The organism is Corynebacterium sp. CCUG 61414 (genome assembly GCF_024453945.1).
In the GTDB taxonomy this organism is placed as follows: domain Bacteria; phylum Actinomycetota; class Actinomycetes; order Mycobacteriales; family Mycobacteriaceae; genus Corynebacterium; species Corynebacterium pseudogenitalium.
This window is the reverse complement of record NZ_JAGPYU010000004.1, coordinates 52,362-76,661: the sequence shown is the minus strand read 5'-3', so window position 1 is coordinate 76,661 and position 24,300 is coordinate 52,362. Positions and strand designations below refer to the sequence as shown.

General features: G+C 61.8%; 20 protein-coding genes and 1 tRNA gene. 11 read left to right on the top strand and 10 right to left on the bottom strand.

Going from position 1 to position 24,300, the window contains the following annotated elements:
- Nucleotides 1-112 precede the first annotated feature (112 nt).
- Together KBX14_RS05030 and KBX14_RS05025 are read left to right on the top strand one after the other, a co-directional pair.
- The gene (locus tag KBX14_RS05030) at nucleotides 113-1,198 is read left to right on the top strand and encodes a serine protease (protein ID WP_143000809.1); all 1,086 of its coding nucleotides are present in this window, start codon (nucleotides 113-115) and stop codon (nucleotides 1,196-1,198) included.
- Between the two features lie 9 nt (nucleotides 1,199-1,207).
- Nucleotides 1,208-1,678 carry a hypothetical protein gene (locus tag KBX14_RS05025; RefSeq protein ID WP_083433200.1) on the top strand — a complete coding sequence of 157 codons (471 nt, stop codon included), beginning with the start codon at nucleotides 1,208-1,210 and terminating at the stop codon, nucleotides 1,676-1,678.
- 242 nt (nucleotides 1,679-1,920) lie between these two features.
- Here KBX14_RS05025 and KBX14_RS05020 read toward each other — a convergent pair whose 3' ends face one another.
- From KBX14_RS05020 to KBX14_RS05010, 3 genes are all read right to left on the bottom strand, one after another.
- Nucleotides 1,921-2,193 carry a hypothetical protein gene (locus tag KBX14_RS05020; protein ID WP_070361796.1) on the bottom strand — a complete coding sequence of 91 codons (273 nt, stop codon included), beginning with the start codon at nucleotides 2,191-2,193 and terminating at the stop codon, nucleotides 1,921-1,923.
- 498 nt (nucleotides 2,194-2,691) lie between these two features.
- Complete coding sequence (locus KBX14_RS05015) at nucleotides 2,692-5,646, bottom strand: alpha-(1->3)-arabinofuranosyltransferase family protein (protein ID WP_256005632.1); 2,955 nt, start codon at nucleotides 5,644-5,646, stop codon at nucleotides 2,692-2,694.
- Nucleotides 5,633-5,809 carry a DUF2613 family protein gene (locus KBX14_RS05010; RefSeq protein WP_071565697.1) on the bottom strand — a complete coding sequence of 59 codons (177 nt, stop codon included), beginning with the start codon at nucleotides 5,807-5,809 and terminating at the stop codon, nucleotides 5,633-5,635. The genes KBX14_RS05015 and KBX14_RS05010 overlap by 14 nt, the downstream gene beginning before the upstream one ends.
- Here KBX14_RS05010 and KBX14_RS05005 point away from each other — a divergent pair, their 5' ends adjacent.
- The 7 genes from KBX14_RS05005 (at nucleotide 5,810) to KBX14_RS04975 (ending at nucleotide 15,702) form a co-directional block, all read left to right on the top strand.
- Nucleotides 5,810-6,997 carry a glycoside hydrolase family 3 N-terminal domain-containing protein gene (locus KBX14_RS05005; protein ID WP_256041970.1) on the top strand — a complete coding sequence of 396 codons (1,188 nt, stop codon included), beginning with the start codon at nucleotides 5,810-5,812 and terminating at the stop codon, nucleotides 6,995-6,997.
- 25 nt (nucleotides 6,998-7,022) lie between these two features.
- Nucleotides 7,023-8,669, top strand: coding sequence for a VanW family protein (locus tag KBX14_RS05000; protein WP_256041969.1), 1,647 nt, complete (start codon nucleotides 7,023-7,025; stop codon nucleotides 8,667-8,669).
- Nucleotides 8,670-9,471: 802 nt separating this feature from the next.
- Nucleotides 9,472-11,259, top strand: coding sequence for an ABC transporter ATP-binding protein (locus KBX14_RS04995; RefSeq protein WP_256041968.1), 1,788 nt, complete (start codon nucleotides 9,472-9,474; stop codon nucleotides 11,257-11,259).
- Nucleotides 11,256-13,004, top strand: a complete 1,749-nt coding sequence (locus KBX14_RS04990; RefSeq protein ID WP_070975613.1) for an ABC transporter ATP-binding protein — start codon at nucleotides 11,256-11,258, stop codon at nucleotides 13,002-13,004. Before KBX14_RS04995 ends, KBX14_RS04990 begins: the two co-directional genes overlap by 4 nt.
- 34 nt (nucleotides 13,005-13,038) lie before the next feature.
- The gene (locus KBX14_RS04985) at nucleotides 13,039-13,635 is read left to right on the top strand and encodes an MptD family putative ECF transporter S component (RefSeq protein ID WP_070361801.1); all 597 of its coding nucleotides are present in this window, start codon (nucleotides 13,039-13,041) and stop codon (nucleotides 13,633-13,635) included.
- Entirely contained in the window at nucleotides 13,628-14,314 is a 687-nt protein-coding gene (locus KBX14_RS04980; RefSeq protein ID WP_256005628.1) for an energy-coupling factor transporter transmembrane protein EcfT, read from the top strand. Before KBX14_RS04985 ends, KBX14_RS04980 begins: the two co-directional genes overlap by 8 nt.
- Nucleotides 14,311-15,702 (top strand): ABC transporter ATP-binding protein, encoded by a 1,392-nt coding sequence (locus tag KBX14_RS04975; RefSeq protein ID WP_256005627.1) that lies wholly within the window; start codon nucleotides 14,311-14,313, stop codon nucleotides 15,700-15,702. Before KBX14_RS04980 ends, KBX14_RS04975 begins: the two co-directional genes overlap by 4 nt.
- A 149-nt stretch (nucleotides 15,703-15,851) precedes the next feature.
- Here KBX14_RS04975 and KBX14_RS04970 read toward each other — a convergent pair.
- A tRNA-Gly gene (locus KBX14_RS04970) sits at nucleotides 15,852-15,925 on the bottom strand.
- 57 nt (nucleotides 15,926-15,982) lie between these two features.
- The gene (locus KBX14_RS04965) at nucleotides 15,983-16,879 is read right to left on the bottom strand and encodes a triacylglycerol lipase (protein WP_256041967.1); all 897 of its coding nucleotides are present in this window, start codon (nucleotides 16,877-16,879) and stop codon (nucleotides 15,983-15,985) included.
- Between the two features lie 44 nt (nucleotides 16,880-16,923).
- Here KBX14_RS04965 and dcd point away from each other — a divergent pair, with 44 nt between their 5' ends.
- Nucleotides 16,924-17,487: a dCTP deaminase gene (dcd, locus tag KBX14_RS04960; protein WP_070479603.1), complete on the top strand. Its 564-nt coding sequence runs from the start codon at nucleotides 16,924-16,926 to the stop codon at nucleotides 17,485-17,487.
- A gap of 12 nt (nucleotides 17,488-17,499) precedes the next feature.
- On the top strand, nucleotides 17,500-18,768 hold the full coding sequence (locus KBX14_RS04955; protein WP_256041966.1) for a UDP-glucose/GDP-mannose dehydrogenase family protein: 1,269 nt from the start codon (nucleotides 17,500-17,502) through the stop codon (nucleotides 18,766-18,768).
- On the opposite strand, the gene KBX14_RS04950 is transcribed toward KBX14_RS04955, so the two are convergent.
- The 5 genes from KBX14_RS04950 to KBX14_RS04930 all read right to left on the bottom strand — a co-directional run bounded on the left by KBX14_RS04950 (nucleotide 18,765) and on the right by KBX14_RS04930 (nucleotide 24,293).
- Nucleotides 18,765-20,051 (bottom strand): pyridoxal phosphate-dependent aminotransferase, encoded by a 1,287-nt coding sequence (locus tag KBX14_RS04950; RefSeq protein ID WP_256041965.1) that lies wholly within the window; start codon nucleotides 20,049-20,051, stop codon nucleotides 18,765-18,767. The two genes, KBX14_RS04955 and KBX14_RS04950, sit on opposite strands and share 4 nt — an antisense overlap.
- A 22-nt stretch (nucleotides 20,052-20,073) precedes the next feature.
- Nucleotides 20,074-20,724: a DUF1707 domain-containing protein gene (locus KBX14_RS04945; protein ID WP_256041964.1), complete on the bottom strand. Its 651-nt coding sequence runs from the start codon at nucleotides 20,722-20,724 to the stop codon at nucleotides 20,074-20,076.
- A 138-nt stretch (nucleotides 20,725-20,862) separates the two neighbouring features.
- Nucleotides 20,863-22,086: a Na/Pi symporter gene (locus KBX14_RS04940; RefSeq protein WP_256041963.1), complete on the bottom strand. Its 1,224-nt coding sequence runs from the start codon at nucleotides 22,084-22,086 to the stop codon at nucleotides 20,863-20,865.
- A gap of 130 nt (nucleotides 22,087-22,216) precedes the next feature.
- Nucleotides 22,217-22,927 (bottom strand): S1 family peptidase, encoded by a 711-nt coding sequence (locus tag KBX14_RS04935; protein WP_256041962.1) that lies wholly within the window; start codon nucleotides 22,925-22,927, stop codon nucleotides 22,217-22,219.
- 10 nt (nucleotides 22,928-22,937) lie between these two features.
- Nucleotides 22,938-24,293 (bottom strand): FAD-dependent oxidoreductase, encoded by a 1,356-nt coding sequence (locus KBX14_RS04930; protein WP_070361807.1) that lies wholly within the window; start codon nucleotides 24,291-24,293, stop codon nucleotides 22,938-22,940.
- Nucleotides 24,294-24,300 lie beyond the last annotated feature (7 nt).

The window sequence follows — 24,300 nt, the reverse complement described above, 5'->3', positions numbered from 1 at the left end:
AGATTGTGTTGCATATCACAGTATGGAAAAAGAGTAACATGCGTGATAATATCGACACCAATGTGTTTATCTCATACGAACGCAGCCTTCATCCCTACCTCAAGGAGCTGTCATGTATCTCAACTCCCATATCAGAAAGATCTTCAACCGGGCTACAGTCCTGGCATCATCGGCTTGTCTGGCCATGGCTGTGGCGCCAGTGGCAGTCCATGCTCAGGAATCATTCATCGGAGAAGAAGCTGAAACCACGGTCGGAGTAATTAACCCGAATGATCAGTCGACTAGATCAGTTTCCTCGGAGATGACACTGGATGAGTATTGGACACTGGATCGCATGTCGAGAGCCACTCCTGTTGATGCAACCCTCGACTTGCCATTTGCGGCGGACCGAGCAACGTCAAACAGCAAAGAGGTTGTCGTTTCCCCTGAAGTGCCAGAACGTGAACAAGAAGCATCAGAACCTATTGAACCGTTCTCCTCATCTCAAACGGCCAGTGAGGCGCACTCTCGAATCGGCAATTCCGGTGCTGCGAATGGAAAAGTATTTTTCTCAAAGAAAGTCAATGGCCAATATGAAGATCACGTCTGCTCCGCATCTGCCGTAAACTCAGACAACAAAAGTACCGTAATTACTGCCGGTCACTGCGTTCATAGCGGGAGCGGAGGTGAGTTTCATAAAAACTGGGTATTCGTTCCAGAATATACGATCGGTGTTGCACCCCATGGGAGATTCAAGGCCAATTTTATGACCACAACTACTGACTGGGCCAACTATGGAGCTACACCTCGTGGGTTTGCTTCTGACTTCGGGTTTGTCACTGTCAACTCAGAAAGAGGGAAACGTCTCGTCGATGCGGTTGGAGGCCATGGACTGCGCTCCGGAAATGCAGGTTCGTTCAAAGCTGACATAATTGGATATCCCCGCAAACGTTTCCTGGGTTCCGCTATGTTTCGGTGTACGGTACCGGTGAAAAACGAAAATTGGTCGTCCTTCAATTTCTACATGTCATATGGGTGCAACTTTGGCGGTGGTGCATCCGGTGGCGCATGGCTAGAAGACTTCAACGGAACTCTGGGGCATATCCGCTCCGTGAGTTCGTTTGGTCCTGAAAACGGTGCGTCGTATCTCGGTTCGCCGATCATAACCTCCAAGATTTGGGACATGTTTGATTCAACGGCGAGTCGGCCAGTGAAGTAAGGAGTGAGAATGTCTGGCATACTATCTAAATTCGGCATAAACGCAGGTTTGAATGCGCAAACTGTACATTTGGTCGGCGTTATTTTAACTGTGTTTGCGATAGTGGGAAGTACCATAGGAATAGTCTCAGCCACACCTGTCGGCGACGAACTCAGCAGTGCAATGGGGATCGTCCACAAAACTCGACAAAAACCTTTCGACCGAGAGGCGCGCAACGATCTCAAAAATGAGCGTCAAGTCAAATGGGCAGGCTATCAAGTAATTAGTCCGACAGAAATTCGAGTGTTCTTCCCCGCCGGAACCGAAACTTGCTACGGATACCGCGCGGAGACATCGGAGACCGCGACATCAGTAAAAGTTAGAGTGTACGAAGGGAATATTCCAGGATCGCCTGATAAGTGCATCCTGATCGGTTCCACGGCCTCCATGAAGGTGACGTTGCAGTCGCCACTTGGGGCTCGCTTGCTCCAGAACTGGTAGATCACCCGCCTGTTGTGTGAGAGTTTTCCGACGTTTCTTTGGCCCGTGCCCTAATGGGAACGGGCCAATTTACGGGGTGGAGCCCAATAAATCTCAGATTCACCCCTCGTACTCCGCTATCGTCATCTAGCCTGCCTAGTCCGCGGTGGGCCCATCGCACGCTTGTAATCCCACGCTTTCAGCATCGTTGGGGCGTGATGGACTGAAGACGCGGTAAAGCTATCGCCTGCAACCCGAAGAATTCAGGCTGATTCACCCTTCTGCCAAGCAACGATTGCTTCAGAAAAAGAGAGATCTGGATTCTTCTCCCGATAGCTCTTTAACTCTGCTGCCGAAGGGATTGGCAGATCAGAAGCAATAACATCATCGAGTGCTGAGCGCCGATTATGCGACCGCAACCCCCACACGCCAATCGCCGCGACTACCGTCGCAAGCAGAAACTGGCCGGAAAGAAGCCCCAGTACCGCCGCGAATAGAGCCAAATATGATCCAATGATCGTCAGTTTCTCAGACATAACGACACCTTTCGCAATATCTCGGGCGTGCTATCTACTCAAAGCACTGGTCTTTGATTCCTGCAATTTTTGTCAGCTCTGCTGTGAGCACCGACTGCGATCATTCTAGTGATTGCTGCCGCACATCGCAGAGCGCTTGTATATGGAGTGACTTTGTCGCCTTGGGAAGTAGAAGCAGCGGGATGTCCCCGACACTGCGCTGAGGAGATGGCGCGCTGTCACTCGAATTCGTTCCGGGCGAGGTGTTAAAAGTGTGCGAGGCGAGGGGCGGCCGGGTGCGCACCAAATTCCTGCATGAGGTTTGCGCGACCTGGGGGTTTGCAAACGCACTCGCGGGAAACCCGGAATCTGGTGCGAAGAAGCAGCGGTCGTGGGAACTTTCTTCGTAGACAGACGACGCGACCTGGGGAAACGTCACGTCGGTCGACCGGAACCGGCCGAAAACCCAAAATTCCCGAGCGCGGGAACTTTTTCAGCAGGCGGCCGGGCAACCAAAATCTAGTCCGGCCAGGCGAGGCAGGCCACCGCGACGCATCCGGCCACGAGCATGAGGGCGGCGTCGCCGGCGTACCCGGCGGAAGGCCAGGGCGCGCGGGCCAGCCACAATCCCATGGCGGTGATGGCGCCGGCGGCAATGTAGCGTCTGGCCAGGAGGGTAAAGCGGCGCACCGCCCAGACTCCGATGGCGCTGACGATCCCGAGTACCGGGTTGATGCACAGCGCGGCTGCCAGCGGCAACGCTGCCACCATCCTGCCGGGGATGGGGCGGGCCGGAGTGCCAACAAACCGGCGTCGACACGCGAACCACAGCAACACCAGCGCGGTGACCAGGCTGAGCGCCGCCCCGCCGAATAGGCTGAGGCGGTAGGGGCGCTCGCCTGCGAAGGAGAACGTGAGGGTGCCACCGTGGCCTGCGGGGATGCGGAAGGCGAGCTGGCCGGCGTCGATGCGTTGGGCGGTGAGGGGTTCGCCGTCGAGGCTGGCTTGGAGCCCTGGGTTGAACGCGCGGGTGGTGATGAGCAGGCGGTCCTGGTCGGCGGGCACAACTGCGCCACCAATAACCGGCTCCCAAGAAACAGCAGGCGCAGGCCCGCGCCGCAGCGTGATCGTTTCGGCGTCCGTGACCAATTCGTGGCGCCCGGCGGGAAGGAAGACGGTGTTGGTGGCGGAGGAGCCGTCGATAAGGGCGGGGGAGGAGAGGTGCCATTCGGCGTCTTCGGCGGTGGTGAAGGCGCGCTGCAGTGTGGTGGTTTCGGGCATGAGGCGTTGGAAGAAGTAGGTGTCGGCTGTGCCGGGGACGTCGACGATGCGGTGGATGCCGGCGTCGATTTCGGTGATGCCGACGGGTTCGGTGAGCGTGAGGGTGGTTTCGCCGCGTACGCTGATGGTGCGGGGTTGGTCGGCGACGAGGCTGAGCGTGCGCTCGCCGGAAGCGTCCGTGACCTGCACTTTTGTGTTGGCGGTGGCGGTGATGGTGGCGGTGTCGGCGTTGGGGGTGAAGCGTAGCCACGGGTGGGGGTCTTGGGCGGCGGGCCACCAGGCGGTGTCGTCGAGGCCGTCGAATGCGGCGGTCAGTGACCGGGAGGCGCGGGCGCCGCCGAAGGCGGTGGCGTCGGCGGCGGAGGAAGAAGCTGAAGCGCTGCCTGCCATGGCTACGCCGACGGGTGTGCCCGCAGACGGGTAGTCTGGCACCCGGTTGCGCACGTCTTTGCCCTCCGAAGCGGTGGCCAGGTGCGCGGACTGCGCGCGCTGCACGGCGCCGTAGTTGCGCACCGCCAGCGCCGGGGTATCGGTCACGATGTCCGCATCGCCGCTGGTCAGGGTGGCGGGGAAGTAGCCGAACTCGCGCCACAACAGGGGCAGGGCCTCGCCGCCGGCGTCGACGCGGACGGGGGTGGCGCTGGTCAGCATCATGTCGCGCGTGGGCTCCAGCGCATAGATATCGACGTCCCCGAAGCGCACGGTCGGCTCGCCAAGATTAGGCACGCTTGTCGACGCCACCGCCTCCTCCAAATCGTGCCGCACCACGACGACGCCCACCCCGATGGCGCGCAGCGCCTCCGAGTCCACGGCGCGGACCTGGCCGTCGAGGCCGCGGATCGCCTCCGGGTCGACGAGGGGGATGGCGTCGCGCACTGCGAAGCGCGCCTGACTGAGCGCCTGGATGGGTTCGTCGCGCGTCCAGCCCCAGGTCTGGCGGGCGAAAGGCGCGGCGGGGACGACGAGCGTGCGGGTGCCGGTGGCGTGTTCGTCGAGCCAGCGGGCTGCCGCGACCCAATCTTCGGATGGTTCCTGCCAGGTGCCCTGCGGGAGGAGGCGCAGCGACCACGCCGGGGATACCGCGACCGCCACCAGCGTGACGGCGCCGACCAGCTGCGGGGTTCGCGCCCGGGACACCACCCACCCGGCCCCCAACGCCAGGGGGAGGCGGACCAACGGGTCGAACTTGTGCAGGTTGCGGAAGGCGGCGAGGGGGGCGTCGAAAAGTAAGGGGTGGGCGTGCGCGAAACACAACAGGCCGACGCCCACCGCGAAGACCGCGACGAGCGGGCCGCGGGCGGGCATGTCGCGCCGGGCTAGCCCCGCGACGCCGAGCGCCGCCACACCCGCCGTGAGCAGCACGAATACGGGCTCGGTGACCAGGAGGTGCCCGGCGGCGCGCTCGGCGTCGACGAACGGGGCCCAGCTGGTGGTGCCGCGCAGAACCTCGATCGGGTTGAGCCACGCGGTGGTCACTGAGGCGGACTCAATAAAGTCGGTGAACGGTGGGGAGTAGCGGCCGAGCACCACGAGTGGGCCGAGCCACCACGCGTTGACCAGCACTGCGCCCACCGGCCACAGTGCGGCGGCGCGCCAGTGGCGCTGCGCGCACAGCACGAGCAGGGTGGGTAGGCAGGCTGCGATGGTGGCCGTCGCGTTGACCGCGCCCATGCACGCCACCGGCAGTAGCGCGGCGGCAAGGCGCGGCCCCCGGCGTTGGTCCCCCAGGAGCGGCAGCAGCGTCCACGGCACCAACGCCACCGGCCACGCCTCCGAAGAAATGGCGGTCAGCGTGGTTAGGATTCGCGGGCTGAACGCGTAGAGCGCCCCGGCCACCGCCGGGCCCGCCACCCCGCGCATGCCCAGCCGTCTGGCCAGCGCGTACGTCCCGGAGAACGCCAACCCGACCAGTAGTGTCCACCAGCAGCGCTGCAACACCCACGCGGGCAGCGGCAGCAGGAAGAACACGCCTTGGGGGAAGAGGTATCCGTACGCCTGGTTCTGCAGCTGCCCGAGCGTGAAGCGGTCCGTGTAGGCGTGCATCGCCTGTGCGAGGAACCCGGCCGGGTTGGTGGTGAGGTCGAACTTGGTGTCCGCGGCGATCTGCCCCGGCGCCTGCGCCCACACAATCAGCGCGATGATTGCCCACGCGACCAAGTGGGGAGTGAGGCTGCGGAGTTTAGCGCGCGCCATATTCCGGGCCGCCAAGCACGGCCTCGTCTGCCGGGACGGCGTTGGACACCGGCACGGAATTCTGCCCGGAGAACGCCGCTACCCCAATCACGCCCACCACGCCGAGCACAACACCGACGACGGCGCTAGCCACAACGGAAGGCAAGGTAGTACGGTTTGACATGTGCAAAAGCGTACCAGACGTGTATGGGGGTCCGCCGCGGTGACGGCGGGGCTCGTCGTCGTGCTCGCCGGGTGCGCGCCCGAGCCGGCCCCACAACCCGTGACGACGCCCGCTCCGCTCCACAACCACATCCCACTTTTGCCCACCGACACGGTGCCGATCACCGAGATCGTCCCCAAAACGCCAGCCCAGCAGCGCGTCCCGGAGGACCTGCGTGCGCGGGTGGCCTCCCTCATGGTTGTCGGGGTGAAGAACTACGACCAGGCCCGCGCGGCCCTCGATCAGGGCGTCGGCGGGCTTATCATCCCCAGCTGGGCCGACCCCAAGCTTCTCGACGACCCCGGCCACGACATCAACGCTCTCCGCGAGCAGTACCCGCGCGGGTTCACCGTCGCCATCGACTTCGAGGGCGGCCGAGTCCAACGCCACACCGACATCCTGGGGGACTTCCCCGCGCCCGGTCGCCTCGCCGCCGGCACACCCGCGGTGATCCAGGGCACCGGCTACGACATCGGCCGTTCGCTTCGCGCCCACGGCATCAACGTGGACTACGCCCCGGTCGTCGACATCGATGCCGCCGACCTGGCCATCATCGGGGACCGCGCCTTCCACCGCGACCCCGCCGAGGTCGCCCGCATCGCCGGGCTCTTCTCCCAAGGCCTTCTCGACTCCGGCGTCACCCCCACCTTCAAACACTTCCCGGGGCACGGCCGCGCCTCAGGCGACACCCACAAGAAGCTCGCCACTACGCCCCCAATCGGGGACCTGCACGCCTTCGACCTGGTCCCCTACGGCGAGCTGCTGCAGCGCTTCCCGCGCGCCAGCGTCATGGTCGGCCACATGATCGTGCCCGGCCTCGGCGCCGAGGGCGTGCCCAGCAGCCTCAACCCGGAGGCCTACCGCATCCTGCGCGAAGGCGACTACCCCGGCGGTGTCCCTTTCGAAGGCGTGGCCGTCACCGACGACCTCTCCGGCATGCGCGGCATCCTCGAATACGCCCCCACGCCCGAGGCGGTCCGCCTCGCCATCAGCGCGGGTGCCGACCAAGCCCTCTGGTCCTCCGGCCACGACATCGCGCGGATCATCGATGGTGTCGTAGCGGGCGTCGAAAAGGGCGAAATCCCCGAGTCCCGCATCAACGAGGCCGCCACCCGCGTCCAACAACAACTCATTGACGTTGGGTTATAGCCCAAACTCTATTACCCTGGGGCGGGTGAATAGGGCAACAAAGATCTTCATCGGCTTCTCCGTGGGCGTGCTCGCGGTGCTGCTCGCCATCTACCTCGCCGACCTGGCGCTCAACCGCGGCCACGTGCCGCGCGGCACCACCGTCGGCGGCGTCGCCATCGGCGGACTCACCCCGCAGGAAGCAGAAGCCGAGCTCAAAGCCCAACTTGGCGACGCCCCCTCGCGCCCCATCACCGTCACCTCCGGACCTGAGCGCGCCGAAGTGGTGCCGCAGCGCGCCGGACTCGGCATCGACTACGCGGCGACCATTGAGGCGGCGGGGCTGCAGTCCGCAAGCCCGATTGAGCGCCTCAGCGGCCTGATCCGCGAGCACGAAGTGGCCGTCGTCCCCAGCGTCGACGACGCGAAACTCGCCCCCGAAATCACCCGCCTGCAGAAAGAACTACACCGCGACCCCATCGACGCCGCCATCACCCTCGAGGGCGGCACCGCCCGCGAGCGTACCCCCGAGGACGGCCAGGACGTCCCCGCCGACGCCCTGCGCACCCAGCTGACCGCCCACTGGCTCAACCCCGACGGCGTCACCGTTGAGCCGCAACCAATAGCGCCACGCATCGGCGCTTCCGCCCTGAAGGAAGCGATGGACGGCCCGGTCCACCGCGCCCTTTCTGGGCCACTCACCGTCAACGGCCGCGAGGACGTCACAGCCGTGATCCCGAAGGAACGCATCGGCGAGATCCTCCACTTCGATGAATCCCTGAAACCCATCGTGGATCACAAGGCAGCCGGCGCCATCCTCGGCGAGCAGCTGCACGAGTCCGAAGTCGAGGCCAAGAACGCCCGGGTACTCACCAGCGGCGGCATCGAACCCTCAGTCGACGGCATCAACGTCGACTGGGACGCCACCTTCAAAGGCTTCGACGACCGCCTCCTCCACAACGCCGACCGCACCTGGGACGCCACCTACAAAGACGTCCCCGCCACCTTCACCACCGCCGACGCCGAGCAAGCCACCTTCAACGAGACCGTCGGCTCCTTCACCACCGGCGGCTTCAGTGGCGCCTCCGGGGAAAACATCCGCATCGTGGCCAACACCGTCAACGGCGCCATCGTCAATCCGGGCGAAACGTTCTCCCTCAACGGCTACACCGGCCCCCGCGGCACCGCCCAGGGCTACGTCGAATCCGGCATCATCATCAACGGACGAGGCGGCACCGCCGTCGGCGGTGGCATCTCCCAGTTCGCCACCACCCTCTACAACGCTGCCTACTTCGCCGGCATGACCGACGTCGCATCCACCCCGCACTCCTACTACATCTCCCGCTACCCAGCCGGGCGCGAAGCCACCGTCTACGAAGGCGCCATCGACCTCGCCTTCCGCAACGACAGCAACCACCCCGTCAAAATTGTCACCAACTACGGCGGCGGCAACATCACCGTCAGCCTCCTCGGTGTCAAGACCGTCAACGTGCAGTCCATCAACGGCGGACGCTGGGCCTACACCCAGCCCCAGCCCCGCACCGTCACCGGCCCCGACTGCGCCCCATCCGGCGGCGCCCCCGGCTTCACCACCTCCGACACCCGCGTGATCACCGACCTCGCCGGCAACGAGCTCAGTCGCGAAACCACCACCACGGTCTACGACCCGCAGCCCATCGTCCGCTGCGGGTAGGGTCTCTGTTCTTGGCTTCTTCCCTTTCGCTTCAGTGACAAAAGACGCACCTCTTGACGTCTAGCCCCTTTACGGCCTGCGGTTATGGCGACCAAATTTTTCCGGGCGCGGGTTGCGTCTTTTGTCACTCGCGTCTCCGCCCACCTCAAAAACGGCAAACGTAAACACCCCTGCAAAAGGGGTGTTAGTGGAGACTTAGACGTCGAAAATGATAAAAGCCGCATGAGCCACTAAACCCCTGTTGAGCTGGGATTTAGCTGTTTTTGAGACTGCTCGCTACTTCGCTGGAGGTTCGGCGATCCGGCAGTCATCGCTGTAACGCCCACTGGGGGTGGCGTCCGTTTGAAGCCAAGGGGATCTGCGGGTGGGCTTGCGTTAGCGGGTATCTGGTTAGGGGGTGTCATCGCTTTCAGCTAGTGGTTGGAGGGCACGGAGTGTTTCAATACCGGCTTGATTGAGCGTTTCGAGAATTAACTCTGTGAGTGTTTCGTACTCTTGAGCAGTAGATGGACTTGCTTCAAGTTCGTGTTGGACAGTCCTGAAGTGCTTGATCGGTGCGAACCCATTTCGCGGGCGCAGCAAACTTCCAGCCCAAGAGCCTTCGTTCTTACAGATGTAGAGTGGAGCGCACTCATTGACCACGCCATCGTAGACGAGGATACGATCCGGTTGGTATTCCGCACCGGTGAACAGGTAAGCATGGCCTTGAAAGGGTGATGCTCGTATCGGTTGATGTGCACGGTTAGGTACACCTCCCAGAAAGCGAGTAAGGTTAGACTTACCTAATAAGGATGGTGTTTACGTGAACGATAGTGTAACGGATCAGGTTGTTGACGGTGAGTATGGGTCCGCGAAGGAAAAATCTGTCGCTGGCCAGAACGCGATCCGTCAGCTATCGCAGCCGGTGAAAGGCAAACTGTTTATCGCGCAGGTTTTGGCTTTTCTCTCAGGCGTGTTGGCTATTGCCCCGTATGTGGCTCTGGTGGAGCTTGGCAGAGAACTTATGCAAGACCAGGTGGACCCGGCGCGGGTGAACTGGATCGTCATGCTCCTCGTCAGCGCATACATGGCCCGGTTGACCTTATATTTTGTTGCATTGGGCGTGACGCATTTTATTGACCTGTCGTTGCGTAATCAGATGCGTCGGCAAATTGCCGCCCGAATGTCGACTGCTCCGCTGTCGTGGTTTACCCGCGAGGGTGAGGGGAAGATCCGCAAGACCATTCAGGATGATACGGCCACGGTGCATACAGTGATCGCGCATGGGCCGATTGAGAAACTGAACGCGATCGTATCCCCGCTCGCCTTGTTGGTGTATGCGTTTGTGGTGGATTGGCGGCTCGCTCTGCTGTCGATTGCGACGATTCCGATTTATGTGGGCATGTATGGCATGTCGATGCGTGGGATGAATGAGAAGACCGCACAAATGGACACCAAGCTCGCTCAGGTTTCGGCAACGATGGCCGAGTTCGTTGCCGGTATCTCAGTGGTGAAAGCATTCGGCAAGGTCGGCCGAGCACATAAAGCCTATTTAGATGCGGCTAACGAGTTTTCTAAGTTCTACCGGGCGTGGTGTATGCCGCTGGTGTCGATGTCGGTCGCCTCATTTTCGTGGGTGTCGATCCCGGTGTTGTTGATCGTGAACCTTGGCGGTGGCGCGTTGATGATGAACGCCGGTTGGGTGAGCATCTACGAGGTGATAACGACGACGTTGATCGCCTTGGTGCTGCCGGGAGCGTTGATGGCAGTCGCAACCATCGCCTGGTCGTACCAGCTCGCAGGGTCTGCGGCAGTGAGGCTGGTGAACGTCATGGAGCTACCAGCGTTGAGTCAGCCCGATGCGCCACAGACACCACACGGTCATGATATCGAGATTCGGGGTGTGTCGTATGCCTATGACGACACCCAGGCATTAGACGAGGTGAGCCTGAGCATTCCGGCAGGCACGGTGACCGCGCTGGTTGGCCCGTCGGGTGCGGGGAAGTCGACGTTGGCGAGTTTAATTGCCCGCTTCGATGACCCGGACGCTGGCACGATCACTATCGGCGGGGTTGATCTAAAGAGCATTTCCCAGGATTTGTTGTATTCGACGGTCGCGTTCGTCTTGCAAGATGCACAGCTTATTCGCGACACCATCCACAACAACATTGCCCTGGGCGCGCCAGACGCAACCTTGGATCAGGTGCGACAGGCGGCGAGAGCCGCGCAGATCGACGAGTTCATCATGAGCCTGCCAGATGGTTACGACACCGTGTTGGGGGAGGACACCCACGTTTCGGGCGGGCAGGCAGCCCGTATCGCGATCGCCCGGGCGCTCATGGTTGATGCCCCAGTGTTGGTGCTGGACGAGGCGACGGCGATGGCGGACCCGGAATCGGAATCGAAAATTCAACAAGCTCTCTCGACTCTTGCCAAAGGCAGAACCGTGATTGTGATCGCCCACCGGTTGGCCTCGATCAGGGGCGCGGATCAGATTGTCGTCATGGAACGCGGGCGCATTGCTGTGGTCGGTAAACACGACGAGCTGTTGGGTAATGCGCACTATCAGGCACTTCTTGCCCAAGGTGCATGTGAGGAGATGACACGATGAATCAACTATTGCTGCCACGCTTTAAGCGTTTGATGGAACCCGCCTCGTGGCGTGACCTCTCGGTCGGTCAAGCGTGGGGTGCGGTCTCAGGACTGTGTCACGGCTTTGCCCTGCTGATTCTGCTTCCCGCAGCAAGTGCCCTAGCGACCGGAATGCCGGTGTGGGGGTTATCGTTTTGGGGCTGGCTCATCGCCTTGGCGGTGATCTCGGTAGCGGGTGTAGGCACCGAGTTTTATGGCATGCGCACCGGCTATATTGGCGCGCTCGGGTTCATTCACGACGTCCACCACGCAATAGGTAACAAAGTAGCCCGCCTACCGTTGGGAGTGTTCGATTCGGGTAGCTCTGGCCGACTGTCGCGCATGGTCACCCAGGAAATGATGAACTTGGGCGAGTCGGCGGCGCACTTCATTTTCTCCCTCGTCCAAAAACTCTCAGCCGTGCTGGTGATCACTGTGGGAACCTGGTTCTGGGATTGGCGGCTGGGACTGACCTTGACGATCGCGTTCCCGATCATGCTCGCCTTCCTCCATATCTCCCGCGTGCTTCTTGATAAAGGTAAGCAGGTTTCCGAACCAGCTGAGTCAGAATTGGCGGCTCGCATGGTCGAATTCGCCACCTGCCAAGGCGCGCTGCGCTCCTGCCATGTCGCCGACGACTACCCGGCCCTTGATCGGGCATTCAAACAGGCTGACCGCAAAAGCCGCAAAGCATTGTGGATCGAAACATTAGCGAACCTGATTAATGGAATGTTCGTCCAAGCCCTCGTCGTGATAATGATCTGGCTGACCGCCCAACTCGCCCTCGGCGGGCAAATGAATGCGCTGAACGCCGTGGTCACAATCGGCATGTGCCTGCGGTTCACCACCATGCTCCAAGACATCGGTGGCTGCATGACCGGGCTGGAAGAACGCCGCCAGCAGATGAACCACGTCGACAAGGTCATGGATGCCCCCGAACTGTCCGAACCCGATGCCTCTACACCAGTGAGGGCACCTGGTGATGTTCGTTTCGAGGACGTCACCTTCAGCTACGATCCGGACACCCCGGTGCTGCACGATATGTCCTTCCATGTCCCGCAAGGCGGCATGTGTGCCCTGGTTGGTCCATCTGGGTGCGGGAAGACGACGATCGCCCGGATGGTTGCACGTTTCTGGGATGTGCAGTCCGGCAGCGTGCGCGTTGGCGGAGTGGACGTGCGCGAGCAGACCACCGAAGATTTGATGCGCCAGATATCTCTGGTCTTCCAAGACGTCTACTTATTCAACGACACTCTCGAAGCCAACATTCGCCTTGGCAATCCCGAAGCTACTGATGAAGAAATCAGGTGGGCCGCTGAGCTGTCGGGCGTGACGGAAATTGTCAACCGCCTCCCAGACGGCTGGAATTCATTGGCGGGTGCTGGCGGGCGTGCACTGTCAGGTGGGGAACGCCAACGAGTGTCCATCGCTCGCGCCTTGGTGAAGAAAGCCCCGATCGTGCTGTTCGATGAGGCCACCAGCGCGTTGGACGCGGAAAATGAAGCCAACATTGTTGCGGCGATGAACGAGCTGCGTAAGCACTCCACACTAATTGTCATCGCCCACAAACTTGAAACCATTCGCCAAGCTGACCAAATCATTGTGCTCTCCCACGATGGGCGTATCGCCCAGCGCGGGTGCCACGACGAGCTGGTCAACCAGCCGGGTCAATACCGCGATTTCTGGCAAGAACGCATCAACGCAGCTGGATGGCAACTCGTCTAAACACAGCACGTATAAGCACATGAAAGGAAAAACTATGTCTACGCCTACATCCTCGCGCCTCAACACGCGCGACTTCATCAACATTGGCGTCTTCACCGCCTTGATGTTCGTCATCGTGTTTGCATTCGGAATGCTCGGGTTCATCCCCGCCGCCATGTATGCCGGCTTCTTGCTTTCTATTCTCGTTAACGGCATCGTCTTTGCGCTGTTCACAGCACGCACTCCGAAGATGGGGGCATTGACAATCATGCTGATTATCATCGAAATCCTCTTCTTCGTGACCGGCCACTGGGTAGGGGGAATCGCGGTGGCCGCTGTATTCGGCCTGCTCGCCGACCTAGTCATTACCAAGGGGCCGAAGAGCGTGAAGGTTCGCGTTCCGCTGGCATACGCACTGTTTATTCTGCCGATCTATGTTTCCCCGTGGATGCCGCTATTTATGGACCAAGACGCATATATGTCGCAGATCGCCGAACAAATGGGCGCCGAGTATGCCGCGAAGATGGCGCAGGTTGTCACGATTCCGATTCTGTTGGGCTTCTTCGTTGTGATGCTCATCGTGGGCTGGCTTGCTGGTCTGTTGGGAACCAGGGTGGCGCGTAAGCACTTTGAACGGGCCGGTCTTGTCTAAACTTCCCGACCCGCGCACGATTATCGTAGCGCTCGTCATCGTCTCCACCACGATCTACAGTGCCTACTCGCCGTGGTTCGTGTGTGCTCTGGGCGGATTCGCCGCCGTGATGCTGGCGAGCGCTGCGATCAACCCCAACACGCTCGTGCGCCCGAGCTGGGTGGCCGTCTACCTGGCCACGTTTGCGGTCCTCGGCGGGCTCGTCTTCGTGATACCACTGGTGTGGAAGTCAACGGTCAGCGCGTTCCTCGTGCTGTTTTTGCAGTGGATGTGGCGATTCAGTGTCAGCGCAGGAATGGGAGCCTACGCGATCGGCGTGATCCGACCCGCCACCTTGCAAAAAGCACTCGCCAGCTCACGAATCCCAACCTGTTTCACGATCCCAATCTCGGTTGCCTTACGTGTGCTGCCTGTGATCGGCCACGAGGTTAAAGCGATCTCAGATGCGATGAAACTACGCGGCATGTCCGCGCTTTCCCTGCGCGCGGCCCAGTACTTCACAATCCCGCTGCTATCGACCGTGGTACGCAGCGGGGACGAACTGGCATCGGCCGCCCTCGTGCGCGGACTGGGCGGAACCGCAAAGCCCACCTCAGTCACGGTCGTGAAATTCCGTGTGATCGACGCAGTCATTCTGCTCATCGTTATCGGTTTCGCGATATGGAGAATCGTCCTATGACAATAACCCAAGCCACCGGCGTCACCTTCACCTATCGAGGAGCAGACCACCCCTCAATCAATGACGCAACCATCACCATCACACCCGGAACCGTCACCTTGCTGTGTGGCGCATCGGGATCGGGGAAGACCACCGCGTTACGGCTGTTTAACGGGCTCATCCCACACTTTCACGACGGCGACCTTACCGGAAGCGTCACAGTCGACGACATTGACGTGGCACGAGTAGATCTATCAGAGCTTGCCCACCACTGTTCGACAGTGTTTCAAAACCCACGCACCCAGTTCTACACCACTCACGTGCGCCAAGAACTCGCCTTCGGCCCAGAAAATCTCGGCCGCGCCCCGCAGGAGATCTGTGCCCGCATTGACGAGGTTGCAGCCGAGTTAGGTATCGCCGACCTGTTGGAATCCCGCGTCACACAGCTGTCGGGCGGGCAGATGCAACGCGTGGCCTGCGCCGTCGCCATGTGCAACAACACGTCGCTGATCGTCTTTGACGAGCCGACCGCGAACCTATCAGCTGATCTTATCGGCCAACTCGCCACACTCATCGCCAGGCTCAAAGCTGATGGACACACGATCATCATTGCTGAACACCGGCTAAGTTTTCTTTCCGGGATCGCTGACCGTGTCTACTACTTCGATAAAGGCAACATCGTCCTCACCGCAACCGGCGAAGAGTTCTACGCTACCTCGGATGAGGAGCGCAAACAGCTTGGACTGCGATCCCTAGTAACTGTGCCTATGCCACAACTTCCGGAACCGGCAGGGGAGGGGCTGGAGATCAGCAACCTCACCTTTGCCTACCGCCACGGAAACACAGTCCTCAATATTAACCACGTGTTGTTTCCGGCAGGGAAAATCACAGCGCTCCTCGGCCCGTGCGGTTCAGGGAAATCAACCCTGGCACGCATTGTTTGCGGACTAGAAAAAGCCAAACACGCATCCATCACACTCAATGGACAAAAATTCCCCAGCCGTGACGCCTACCTTGTGATGCAAGACCCTACCCGACAGTTGTTCTCAGATACCGTCATCGACGAAGTCACGCTCGGCACGACCAAAGCCGAAAAGCAACACATCGATGCCCACGCGATCCTTGAAGAACTCGACCTTGCCGACCACGAGGCTGACCATCCCCAAGCACTCTCTGGCGGGCAGCGCCAACGCCTGGTTATTGCTACAGCGCTTGCTGCGAACAAGAAAGTTTACATCTTCGACGAACCCACGTCCGGTGTTGGCTACAAGCACCTTGTCGCGATTTCCCGAGTAATGCGTAAACTCGCTGACACTGGTGCCGTCGTCATTGTCATCACCCACGACGCTGAACTCGTTACCGAGGTCGCCGACCATAGCGTCCGCCTTGACCAGATCAACGCCTGCTAACGCAAACGCTCGCTCAGCCGAAAGAGAGGAAAGCGCTTCCGCAGGTCAGAGCTAATGCGCTATACACTCGCTAACGCAAGCGATTTTCTTGACCCCCTTGGGGCGTACGCGCTAACGCAAACGCCTACTTATCATTTTCGACGTCATAGTGGAGCCGGCGACGGGAATCGAACCCGCACTCTCAGCTTGGGAAGCTGATGTTCTACCACTAAACTACGCCGGCAGCGCATGTAATGCAGCAGTGCGTAATTTTAGCACCGCGCTGCTGCATTACCAAACGCTAGCGGTCGGCGCCGGCGACCTCCGGGAGCGCGCTGAGTGAGCAGGCGCGCTGGCTTGGGGCGTGGTCGTCGGCGGTGCGCTCGAGTCCCCATCTGGTGAGGGCTGCGACGGTGAGGTCGGATTGCATGTTGGGGTGCAGGACTCGGCCAGAGTTCGAGCAGGATGCTTCGATGTTGATGTTTGCGACGTCCGCTCCGTCGACAGCTTGCAGGATTGAGGTGCTGTTTGGGGTTGCGGTGACGTCGGATGGTGAATAGAGCGAGGTGTACACGATTCCGGCTTGGGTGTCGGGGAGTGCGTTGAGGGCCTGGATCTCGGGGGAGTCGTTGAGTTGTTGGATTGCGCCTGGTCCTGCGAAGAACGCTGCGAGACGCGGGAATGCGCGGGCGATGGGGGAGAGGAATCGGCCGGCGCCGTTGAGGTCGGTGCCGTGGAAGGTGGCGCCGACGGTGACTGCGCGGCGGACGTTGTTGCCGCCGCCGAGTTCGGCGATGTATTTCTTCACCAGCAGTCCGCCTTGGGAGTGTGCGACAAGGTCGACTTGCTCGGCGCCGGTGGCTTCTTTGACGCGTTCAACGTTGCGCGCGAGTTCGCGCGCGGAGCTGTTGATGTCGGCGTTGCCGTAGGAACCGGGGAAGAGGGAGGGCAGTCCGCTGCCACGGCCGTAGTTGAAGCCCCATACGCAGTAACCTGCGGCTTTGAGGGCGACGGCGTTTTGGGCCCACTTTTCGGTGTTTGCGGAGGTGCCGTGTACATAGAGCACGGGTGTTGTTTTGTCGGCGGCGGGGACGCAAGAGGCGTCGTTAAATATGTCACTGGTGTTCGCTGTGGCGATTGGGGCGCCGCTGACCGCGAGAGCGGCGGTCAGGAGAATGGTCGAGAGGATTCGGTGCATGCGTTTACTTTAGCCCCACCCCAAAGCAGGCTAGACTTGGCGCCGTGCTTCTTTCAGACCATGACATTCGTGACGCCGTTGATTCGGGACGCCTCGGTATTGCGCCGTATGACGCTGCGTTGGTGCAGCCTTCGTCGGTGGATGTGCGTTTGGATCGGTTCTTCCGCGTGTTCAATAACTCGCGCTATACCCATATTGATCCGCGTGAGGAGATGCCGAATCTGACCACGCTGGTGGAGGTCCCTGAGGGCGAGGGGTTTGTGCTGCACCCGGGCGAGTTTGTGTTGGCGTCGACGTTGGAGAAGTTTACGTTGCCGGCGGATTTGGCTGGGCGTCTGGAGGGCAAGAGCTCCCTGGGCAGGCTTGGCCTGTTGACGCACTCGACGGCCGGGTTTATCGATCCGGGGTTTTCGGGCTACATCACGCTTGAGTTATCGAATGTGGCGAATTTGCCGATTGTGTTGTGGCCGGAGATGAAGGTCGGCCAGTTGGCGTTGTTCGCGATGACGTCGCCTGCGGAGGTGCCGTACGGCAGTGGCGCGTTGGGTTCGAAGTATCAGGGGCAGCGGGGGCCGACGCCGTCGAAGGCGTACTTGAACTTCCGGTAGGAGGCCTCGCGTATGCGATTGTCGGTGGTCGGCGCGGGGTATTTGGGGGCGACACACGCTGCGTGCATGGCTGAGCTGGGCCACGAGGTACTGGCGGTGGACACGGATGCGCGCAAGGTTGCGGCCCTGCAGTCGGGGAGTGCGCCGTTTTTCGAGCCCAGCCTCGATGAACTACTCAAGCGCCACACGGCGTCGGGTCGCCTGCGCTTCACGACGGATCTGCGCGAGGTGGCGGGGTTCGCGCGGGTGCATTTTTTGGCCGTCGGCACGCCGCAGGTTTCCGGTGGGCTCGCCGCGGACACTTCATTTCTTGACGACGCCACCTCCCACCTCTCCGCAATCCTTGAGGGGGAGCACCTGGTGGTGGGCAAGTCGACGGTGCCGGTGGGCACGGCGCGCCGCCTGCAGGAGCGCCTCCCGGATGTGGTGGAGGTGGCGTGGAACCCGGAGTTTCTGCGCGAGGGCCACGCGGTGAGCGATACGTTGGCGCCGGACCGGATCGTGGTGGGGCAGCGTCCGGGTGGGCGCGCGGAGCAGGTGCTGCGGGAGGTGTACGCCACTCCTATTGAGCATGGCTCACCAATGTTGGTGACGGAACTTCCCACCGCTGAACTGGTAAAGGTGGCGGCGAACGCGTTTTTGGCCACGAAGATCTCGTTCATCAACGCGGTCGCGGAGGTGTGCGACGCCGCAGGCGCGGACGTCACCCAGCTTGCGGACGCGATCGGGTTGGACGCGCGCATCGGGCGCCAGTTCCTGAACGCCGGCCTCGGTTTCGGCGGCGGCTGCTTACCGAAGGACGTCCGGGCGTTCATCGCGCGCGCCGAAGAGCTCGGCGCCGGGGATTCGGTGCGCTTCCTCCGGGAGGTCGACGCCATCAACCAGGGGCGCCGCGCCCGCATCGTTGACCTGGTGCGACGGGAGCTAGATACGCTGGAGGGGCGCACCATCGCGGTGTTGGGGGCGGCGTTCAAACCGAACTCGGATGACATCCGGGATTCGCCGGCGCTCGACGTCGCGCAGCGCCTCTTCGAGGCCGGTGCTCGCGTGCGCGTCCACGACCCGAAGGCCCTCGACAACGCCCGCGCCGCCTACCCCGACCTTGACTTTCCCGGCACGCTCGCGCAGGCCACCGCTGGCGCGGACCTGTGCATCCTGGCGACCGAGTGGGATGCGTTCCTGGAGCCGCTGGTGGGCGTCGACAAGCGAGTAATTATCGACGCCCGCAACGCCCTCGATATCCCCACCTGGCACAAGGCGGGGTGGCGAGTCATCCGCTAGTGCTGGTGGTAATCCGAAAGGAAGTTGCCGAGGCGCTCGATGGCGTTCTCCAACTGTGACGCCCACGGCAGCGTGACCACGCGGAAGTGATCCGGGGTGGGGTAGTTGAAGCCGGTGCCCTGCACCATGAGGATCTTCTCGCTCTTGAGCAGATCCAGCATGAAGCGCTCGTCGTCGTGGATGTGGTACATTTCCGTGTCGATCTTCGGGAAGGCGTACAGGGCGCCCTTCGGCTCCACGACGGAAATGCCCGGGATTTCGCGCAGCTTGCGCACGGCGACGTTGCGCTGCTTGTGCAGGCGGCCGCCGTCCGCGGTGAGCTCGTAGATCGACTGACGCCCACCCAAGGCCACCTGGATCGCGTGCTGGCCAGGCACGTTCGCACACAGGCGCGTGCCGGAAAGCAGGTCCAGGCCCTCGATGAAGCCTTTCGCGCGGCGGCGTGGCCCCGTGAGCACCATCCAGCCGGCGCGGTATCCGCACACCCGGTACGCCTTCGACAGTCCGTTGAAGGTCAGGGTGATCACGTCCGGGGCAACTTCCGCCATGGAGATGTGCTGGGCACCGTCGTAAAGAATGCGGTCGTAGATCTCGTCGGCGAAGATCATCAGCTCGTGCTCGCGCGCAATGTTGGCGATGCCCTCGAGCGTCTCCCGCGAGTACACCGCACCCGTCGGGTTGTTCGGGTTAATCACCACGATGGCCTTCGTCTTGCTGGTCACCTTGGAGCGAATATCCTCCAGCGAGGGGTTCCAGTCGTCCTCCTCGTCGCACTTGTAGTGCACCACCTTGCCGCCCGCAAGTGTCGACGCCGCCGTCCACAGCGGGTAGTCCGGCGTCGGAATGAGGATCTCATCACCCTCGTTGAGGGAAGCCTGCGTGACCATGCTGATCAGCTCAGACACGCCGTTACCCAGGTAGACATCATCGATGTCGAACGCCGGGAAATCCGGAATCATCTCGTAGCGAGTCACAATCGCGCGACGCGCCGAAATAATGCCTTTCGACGTGGTGTAGCCCTGGGACGTCGGCAAATTGGCAATCATGTCGCGCATGATCACATCCGGCGCCTCAAACCCGAACACGGCCGGGTTGCCCGTGTTCAGCTTCAGGATGGTGTGGCCGTCGCGCTCCATCTCCTCCGCGGTCGCGCTCACCGGGCCGCGAATGTCATAAAACACGTTCTTCAGCTTCTCGGCCTGGTCAAAGTGCCGGTGCCGCTTAAAAGGCGTGTGCTGCGGACTTTTGTTTTCTGGTGCTTCTGATTGCTTCTTGTTGGCCATGTGCCAATACTAGCGCCCGAACCTAACCACGTTTGTTGAACCGCTGCATCGTCTGCTGCGCGATATTCAACGCATCGTTCTTCAGCTGGTCCATCTGCTGGCGCTGCTGCTGCTTCCGCATCGCGATCTCCGCCGCCTGATGCGACTGCAACTCCAACTGCTGCATCTTGACCGCCTGGCGCTGCGCCCGCTGAATCTGCCGAACCGACGGCGAGTACCAGCTATCCGGCCCCACCTTCATCACATACAGCAGGATGAACACGGTCGGGATGATCAGCAGCGACGGTACGGCCAGGAAGTTTTCGCCCATCTCGGAAAAGACGACGATGAATGCGAGGCTGGCGATCGTCGACAAGCCCATCAGCCCGCCGCGCACATTGCGACCCCTCCTGCGGGCCAGCTCAATGTCCTCACCCGTGTACACCGGGGAGTTCTGGACCTGCTGCGCCGGCACCTGACACTGGCCCGGCTTCTGCGGCAAATCCTGGAACAACGCCATCAAGTCCGGCGAGTACTCCGCCTTCGCGACAGCCGCACACCGCCTATCGAACTCGTCCATGGTCAGGCGCCCCTCACCGAACGCCACCGACAACGCCGTCACCGCGTCATTGCGGTCGGTGTCGCCGATGCGGTAATTGAACTGAAAATTCGGATTCGGTTGAGGCATGGTCATAGCTCCTAAGCATACTTGGCTGGTGCGGACTGTCCTAGAACTGCAAAGTGTAGTAACAGGAATGTAGTAATCCCCGAAATGGGCGCCAAAATCCGGATTACTACATTCCTGTTACTACAGTTTGGGTTTTGTCAGCCCCTAGGACACCAAGTTGGTGATGAAGATCGCCAGCAGCGGCAGCGCGAAAAACACGCTGCCGACCCAGATAAAGATGTACACCTTGTTCTTATCGGCGAGTCCGGCGAGCCAATCGGCACCCTTCGGGGGAAGTGCGCGCAGGAACGGCACCGACATAATGATGATGGCTGCGAAGGTGTTGAAGAGGGTGTGTACCAGGGCGGTCTGCATGGCGACCTCGGCAACCTCGGGCGGCGCGGAAAACGCCGCGATCAACCCGGTCACCGTGGTACCGATGTTGGCGCCGACCACGAACGGGAACAGGTCCCGCATGTGGAACTTGCCCGACGCCGCCAGCGGCACCGTCAGCGACGTGGTGGTGGAGGAGGACTGTACCGCCGTGGTGATGACGGCGCCGGAAAGCACACCGGAGAGGGTGCCCTTGCCGAGTGCCGCGTGCAGGAACTCCTGCGCCCGGCCGACCAGCAGCGTGCCGAGCATGTTGCCGATGAACCCGATGACCACCATGATCAGGGCGATGCCGCCAATCGAGAGGATGATGCCTCCCCACACGTGGCTCAGCGGGCTGACGGCGGTTTCGGCGAGGGAGACGAGTGGTTCGGTGATGGCGTCGACAAAGTCGCCGATGCCGCTGAAGATTGTGTTGAGGATGCCGCCGGAGCCACCGCTGGTGTAGTGCGCGATCGCGCCCGAGGTTTTCTGCAGGAAGCCGGTGGCGAGCTCGAGCGGCATGAAGATGGCCAGGGCGATCAGGTTGAAGAAGTCGTGCACAGTGGCCATCGCGAAGGCGCGGCGGAACTGCTCCTTGTTGCCCGAAAGCCCGAGCGCGACGAGGGTGGCGGTCACGGTGGTGCCCAGGTTGGCGCCGAAGAGCATCGGGATGGCGATTTCGATGGGCAGGCCACCCGCAACCATGCCGACAGTAATCGACGTGGTGGTGGAGGAGGACTGCATGATTGCCGTGGCGAGGATACCGATGCCCAGGCCCACGAACGGGTTCTGTGCAAACGAGAAGAGTTCCTCGGCGCGGTCGCCCGCGGCCATCTGGAAGCCGGCGCCGATCATGCTCACCGCGTTGAGCAGCAGCCACACCGCGACGACGACGGACATCCAGTCCACGAAGGTCTTGAAGGGGCCACCGAACGGCAGGAAACCCAGTGGGTCTTTCTTACCTGCGTCTGCTCCGTCGGGGTGGTGCGTGAACGTCGTTGTCGCGGTGTCCATGCTCATATGATGAAGCGCTTCCTGTCGTTGAAAAAACTCTCGCCAAAAAGGGCCCAAGGTGTGGGCCAACGTATCACCATAATGTGCGCACGTGCACGGCCGGTAACACCAAAGTGAACTTTAGGCGAACTTATCGCAGCTGCCGCGCGTACCAGCCCGGGATCGAGTTTGACGACGTCGTGGGCTGGTCAAGGTCCATAGAAACAGGAGACAGCAGTTCGGGTCCGAAGTACAGCTCCGGGTAGGAGCCGGTCATCCAGTACTTCTTGTCTTTCCATACCCCGCCGGAGGTGACGGCGACGAAGCCGCGGCCCGGGATCCAGATGGGGCCTCCGGAGTCACCGTGGCGAGGCCCGGCGATGGAGGTGGCGATCATGCTGCCGCGCACCCCAGTGACGTGCCCGCAGAACTCGCGGCGCGTGGTGGCGCCGTAGGAGCAGACGCGTTCGCCCGGGCGCACCGCGTTGGGGTGGACTTTCGCGTTGCCGGAGAACCGGTTGGTGCCGGCGGTAGCGCCGGAGAGGGTGACGTAGGCGAAGTCGTTGGGGCCGTCGGCGCTCACCAACCAGCCTGGGAAGGAGATCACCGTACCGATGCGCCGGCCGCTACCGTCAAGGACCTGCTGGAACGGGAATTTCACGCAGTGCCGCGCGATGGCGATCTGGTTGCGCGCATGGTCCACGTAGCCGACGGTGCAGATACCGTAGGCGAGCCCCATGTCGAGGCGGACGCGGTCGCCCTGGTTCACCACCGGCCGCGCGTCGGCAGCGGGGGCGAGCAGGGAAGCGGCGGTGGCGACGCCCACGCATGCAACGGCGATCTTCTTCAAAAACTGGCGCATAGCCAGCAGCTTACTGCTTGTGGTGGGCGTAGGAGACCATTTCGTCCCACTCGACGATCTTCTTGCGCTCGCGGCTGTGGGTGGCGCACTCCTCGCCGAGCTTGCGCTCTGCTTCATCCAGGCGGTACCAGCCGTCCCAGGTGGTGTAGTCGATGCTGCGCTCGTCGAGAAGTCCGAGGATGGCGTCCGGGTCCTCGTGGACCGGGGCAGTGAGCTTGCCGGCGTCAGCGTCGGCGATGAGCATGTCGGTCGTTTCCTTCGCGTCCGACTTCGTGTTGCCGATTAGGCCGACCGGGCCACGCTTGATCCAGCCGGTGACGTAGAGGGAGTCCTCGAAGCCGTCCTCGCCGAGGACGTGGCCACCGTCGTTCGGGATGACGTGGCGCTCAAGGTCGAACGGGACGCCCTCGACGGGTTCGGAGCGGTAGCCGATGGCGTGGTAGACTTGCTGGACTGGCCAGTCGGTGAACTTGCCGGTGCCGCGCAGCCCGCCTTCGCCGTCGAACTCGGTGCGCTCGGTGCGGATACCAACGATGGCGTCGCCCTCGGTGAGCACCTCAACAGGGGACTCGAAGAAGTGAATGTGGATCTTGTGCGGGGCGTCGTCCGGCTCGCGCATCGCGTACTGCTCCAGGACCTGGCAGTTCAGGTCGATGGACTTGTCGGCGCGGCGCAGTTCCTCGGAGGGACCGTCGTAATCAATGTCTTCAGGGTCGACGAGCACCTGGATGGTGTCGGACTCGTCGAGCTCGCGTAGCTCCTTCGGCGTGAACTTCGCCTGCGCCGGCCCGCGGCGGCCGAACATGTGGATGACCTCGGCCTTGTTGTTCTTCAGGGACTCGTAGACGTTGTCCGGGATCTCAGTGACCAGCAGTTCGTCGCCGGTCTTCGCCAGGATTCGGGAGATATCCAGCGCCACATTGCCGACGCCCACCACCGCGACCTCGCGCGCCTCCAGGTTCCAGGAGCGCTCGAAGCGCGGGTTGCCATCGTAGAAGCCGACAAACTCGCCGGCGCCGATCGACTTGTCGCCACCTGGGACGAGGAACTCACGGTCGCGGACAGCGCCGGCGGAGATGATGATGGCGTCGTAGTACTCGCGCAGCTCATCAATGGTGATGTCGCGGCCGACGGTGATGTTGCCCAGGAAGCGCAGGTTCGGCTTGTCCATCACGTTGTGCAGCGACTTGACGATGCCCTTGATGCGCGGGTGGTCCGGGGCGACACCGTAGCGGATGAGGCCGAACGGCGCAGGCATCTGCTCAAACAGGTCGACGTGGATCTCGTGCTCCTGATTGCGGATGAGCAGATCGGATGCGTAAATACCGGCTGGTCCGGCACCTACGACAGCGACGCGCAGACTCATAGAAATA

Excerpts from the sequence above, each read along its gene's own strand:
- KBX14_RS05030 (WP_143000809.1), top strand. The coding sequence starts at position 113 with ATGTATCTCAACTCCCATATCAGAAAGATCTTCAACCGGGCTACAGTC.
- KBX14_RS05025 (WP_083433200.1), top strand. The coding sequence starts at position 1,208 with ATGTCTGGCATACTATCTAAATTCGGCATAAACGCAGGTTTGAATGCG.
- KBX14_RS05020 (WP_070361796.1), bottom strand. The coding sequence starts at position 2,193 with ATGTCTGAGAAACTGACGATCATTGGATCATATTTGGCTCTATTCGCG.
- KBX14_RS05015 (WP_256005632.1), bottom strand. The coding sequence starts at position 5,646 with ATGGCGCGCGCTAAACTCCGCAGCCTCACTCCCCACTTGGTCGCGTGG.
- KBX14_RS05010 (WP_071565697.1), bottom strand. The coding sequence starts at position 5,809 with ATGTCAAACCGTACTACCTTGCCTTCCGTTGTGGCTAGCGCCGTCGTC.
- KBX14_RS04990 (WP_070975613.1), top strand. The coding sequence starts at position 11,256 with ATGAATCAACTATTGCTGCCACGCTTTAAGCGTTTGATGGAACCCGCC.
- KBX14_RS04985 (WP_070361801.1), top strand. The coding sequence starts at position 13,039 with ATGTCTACGCCTACATCCTCGCGCCTCAACACGCGCGACTTCATCAAC.
- KBX14_RS04975 (WP_256005627.1), top strand. The coding sequence starts at position 14,311 with ATGACAATAACCCAAGCCACCGGCGTCACCTTCACCTATCGAGGAGCA.
- KBX14_RS04965 (WP_256041967.1), bottom strand. The coding sequence starts at position 16,879 with ATGCACCGAATCCTCTCGACCATTCTCCTGACCGCCGCTCTCGCGGTC.
- KBX14_RS04955 (WP_256041966.1), top strand. The coding sequence starts at position 17,500 with ATGCGATTGTCGGTGGTCGGCGCGGGGTATTTGGGGGCGACACACGCT.
- KBX14_RS04950 (WP_256041965.1), bottom strand. The coding sequence starts at position 20,051 with ATGGCCAACAAGAAGCAATCAGAAGCACCAGAAAACAAAAGTCCGCAG.
- KBX14_RS04945 (WP_256041964.1), bottom strand. The coding sequence starts at position 20,724 with ATGACCATGCCTCAACCGAATCCGAATTTTCAGTTCAATTACCGCATC.
- KBX14_RS04940 (WP_256041963.1), bottom strand. The coding sequence starts at position 22,086 with ATGGACACCGCGACAACGACGTTCACGCACCACCCCGACGGAGCAGAC.
- KBX14_RS04935 (WP_256041962.1), bottom strand. The coding sequence starts at position 22,927 with ATGCGCCAGTTTTTGAAGAAGATCGCCGTTGCATGCGTGGGCGTCGCC.
- KBX14_RS04930 (WP_070361807.1), bottom strand. The coding sequence starts at position 24,293 with ATGAGTCTGCGCGTCGCTGTCGTAGGTGCCGGACCAGCCGGTATTTAC.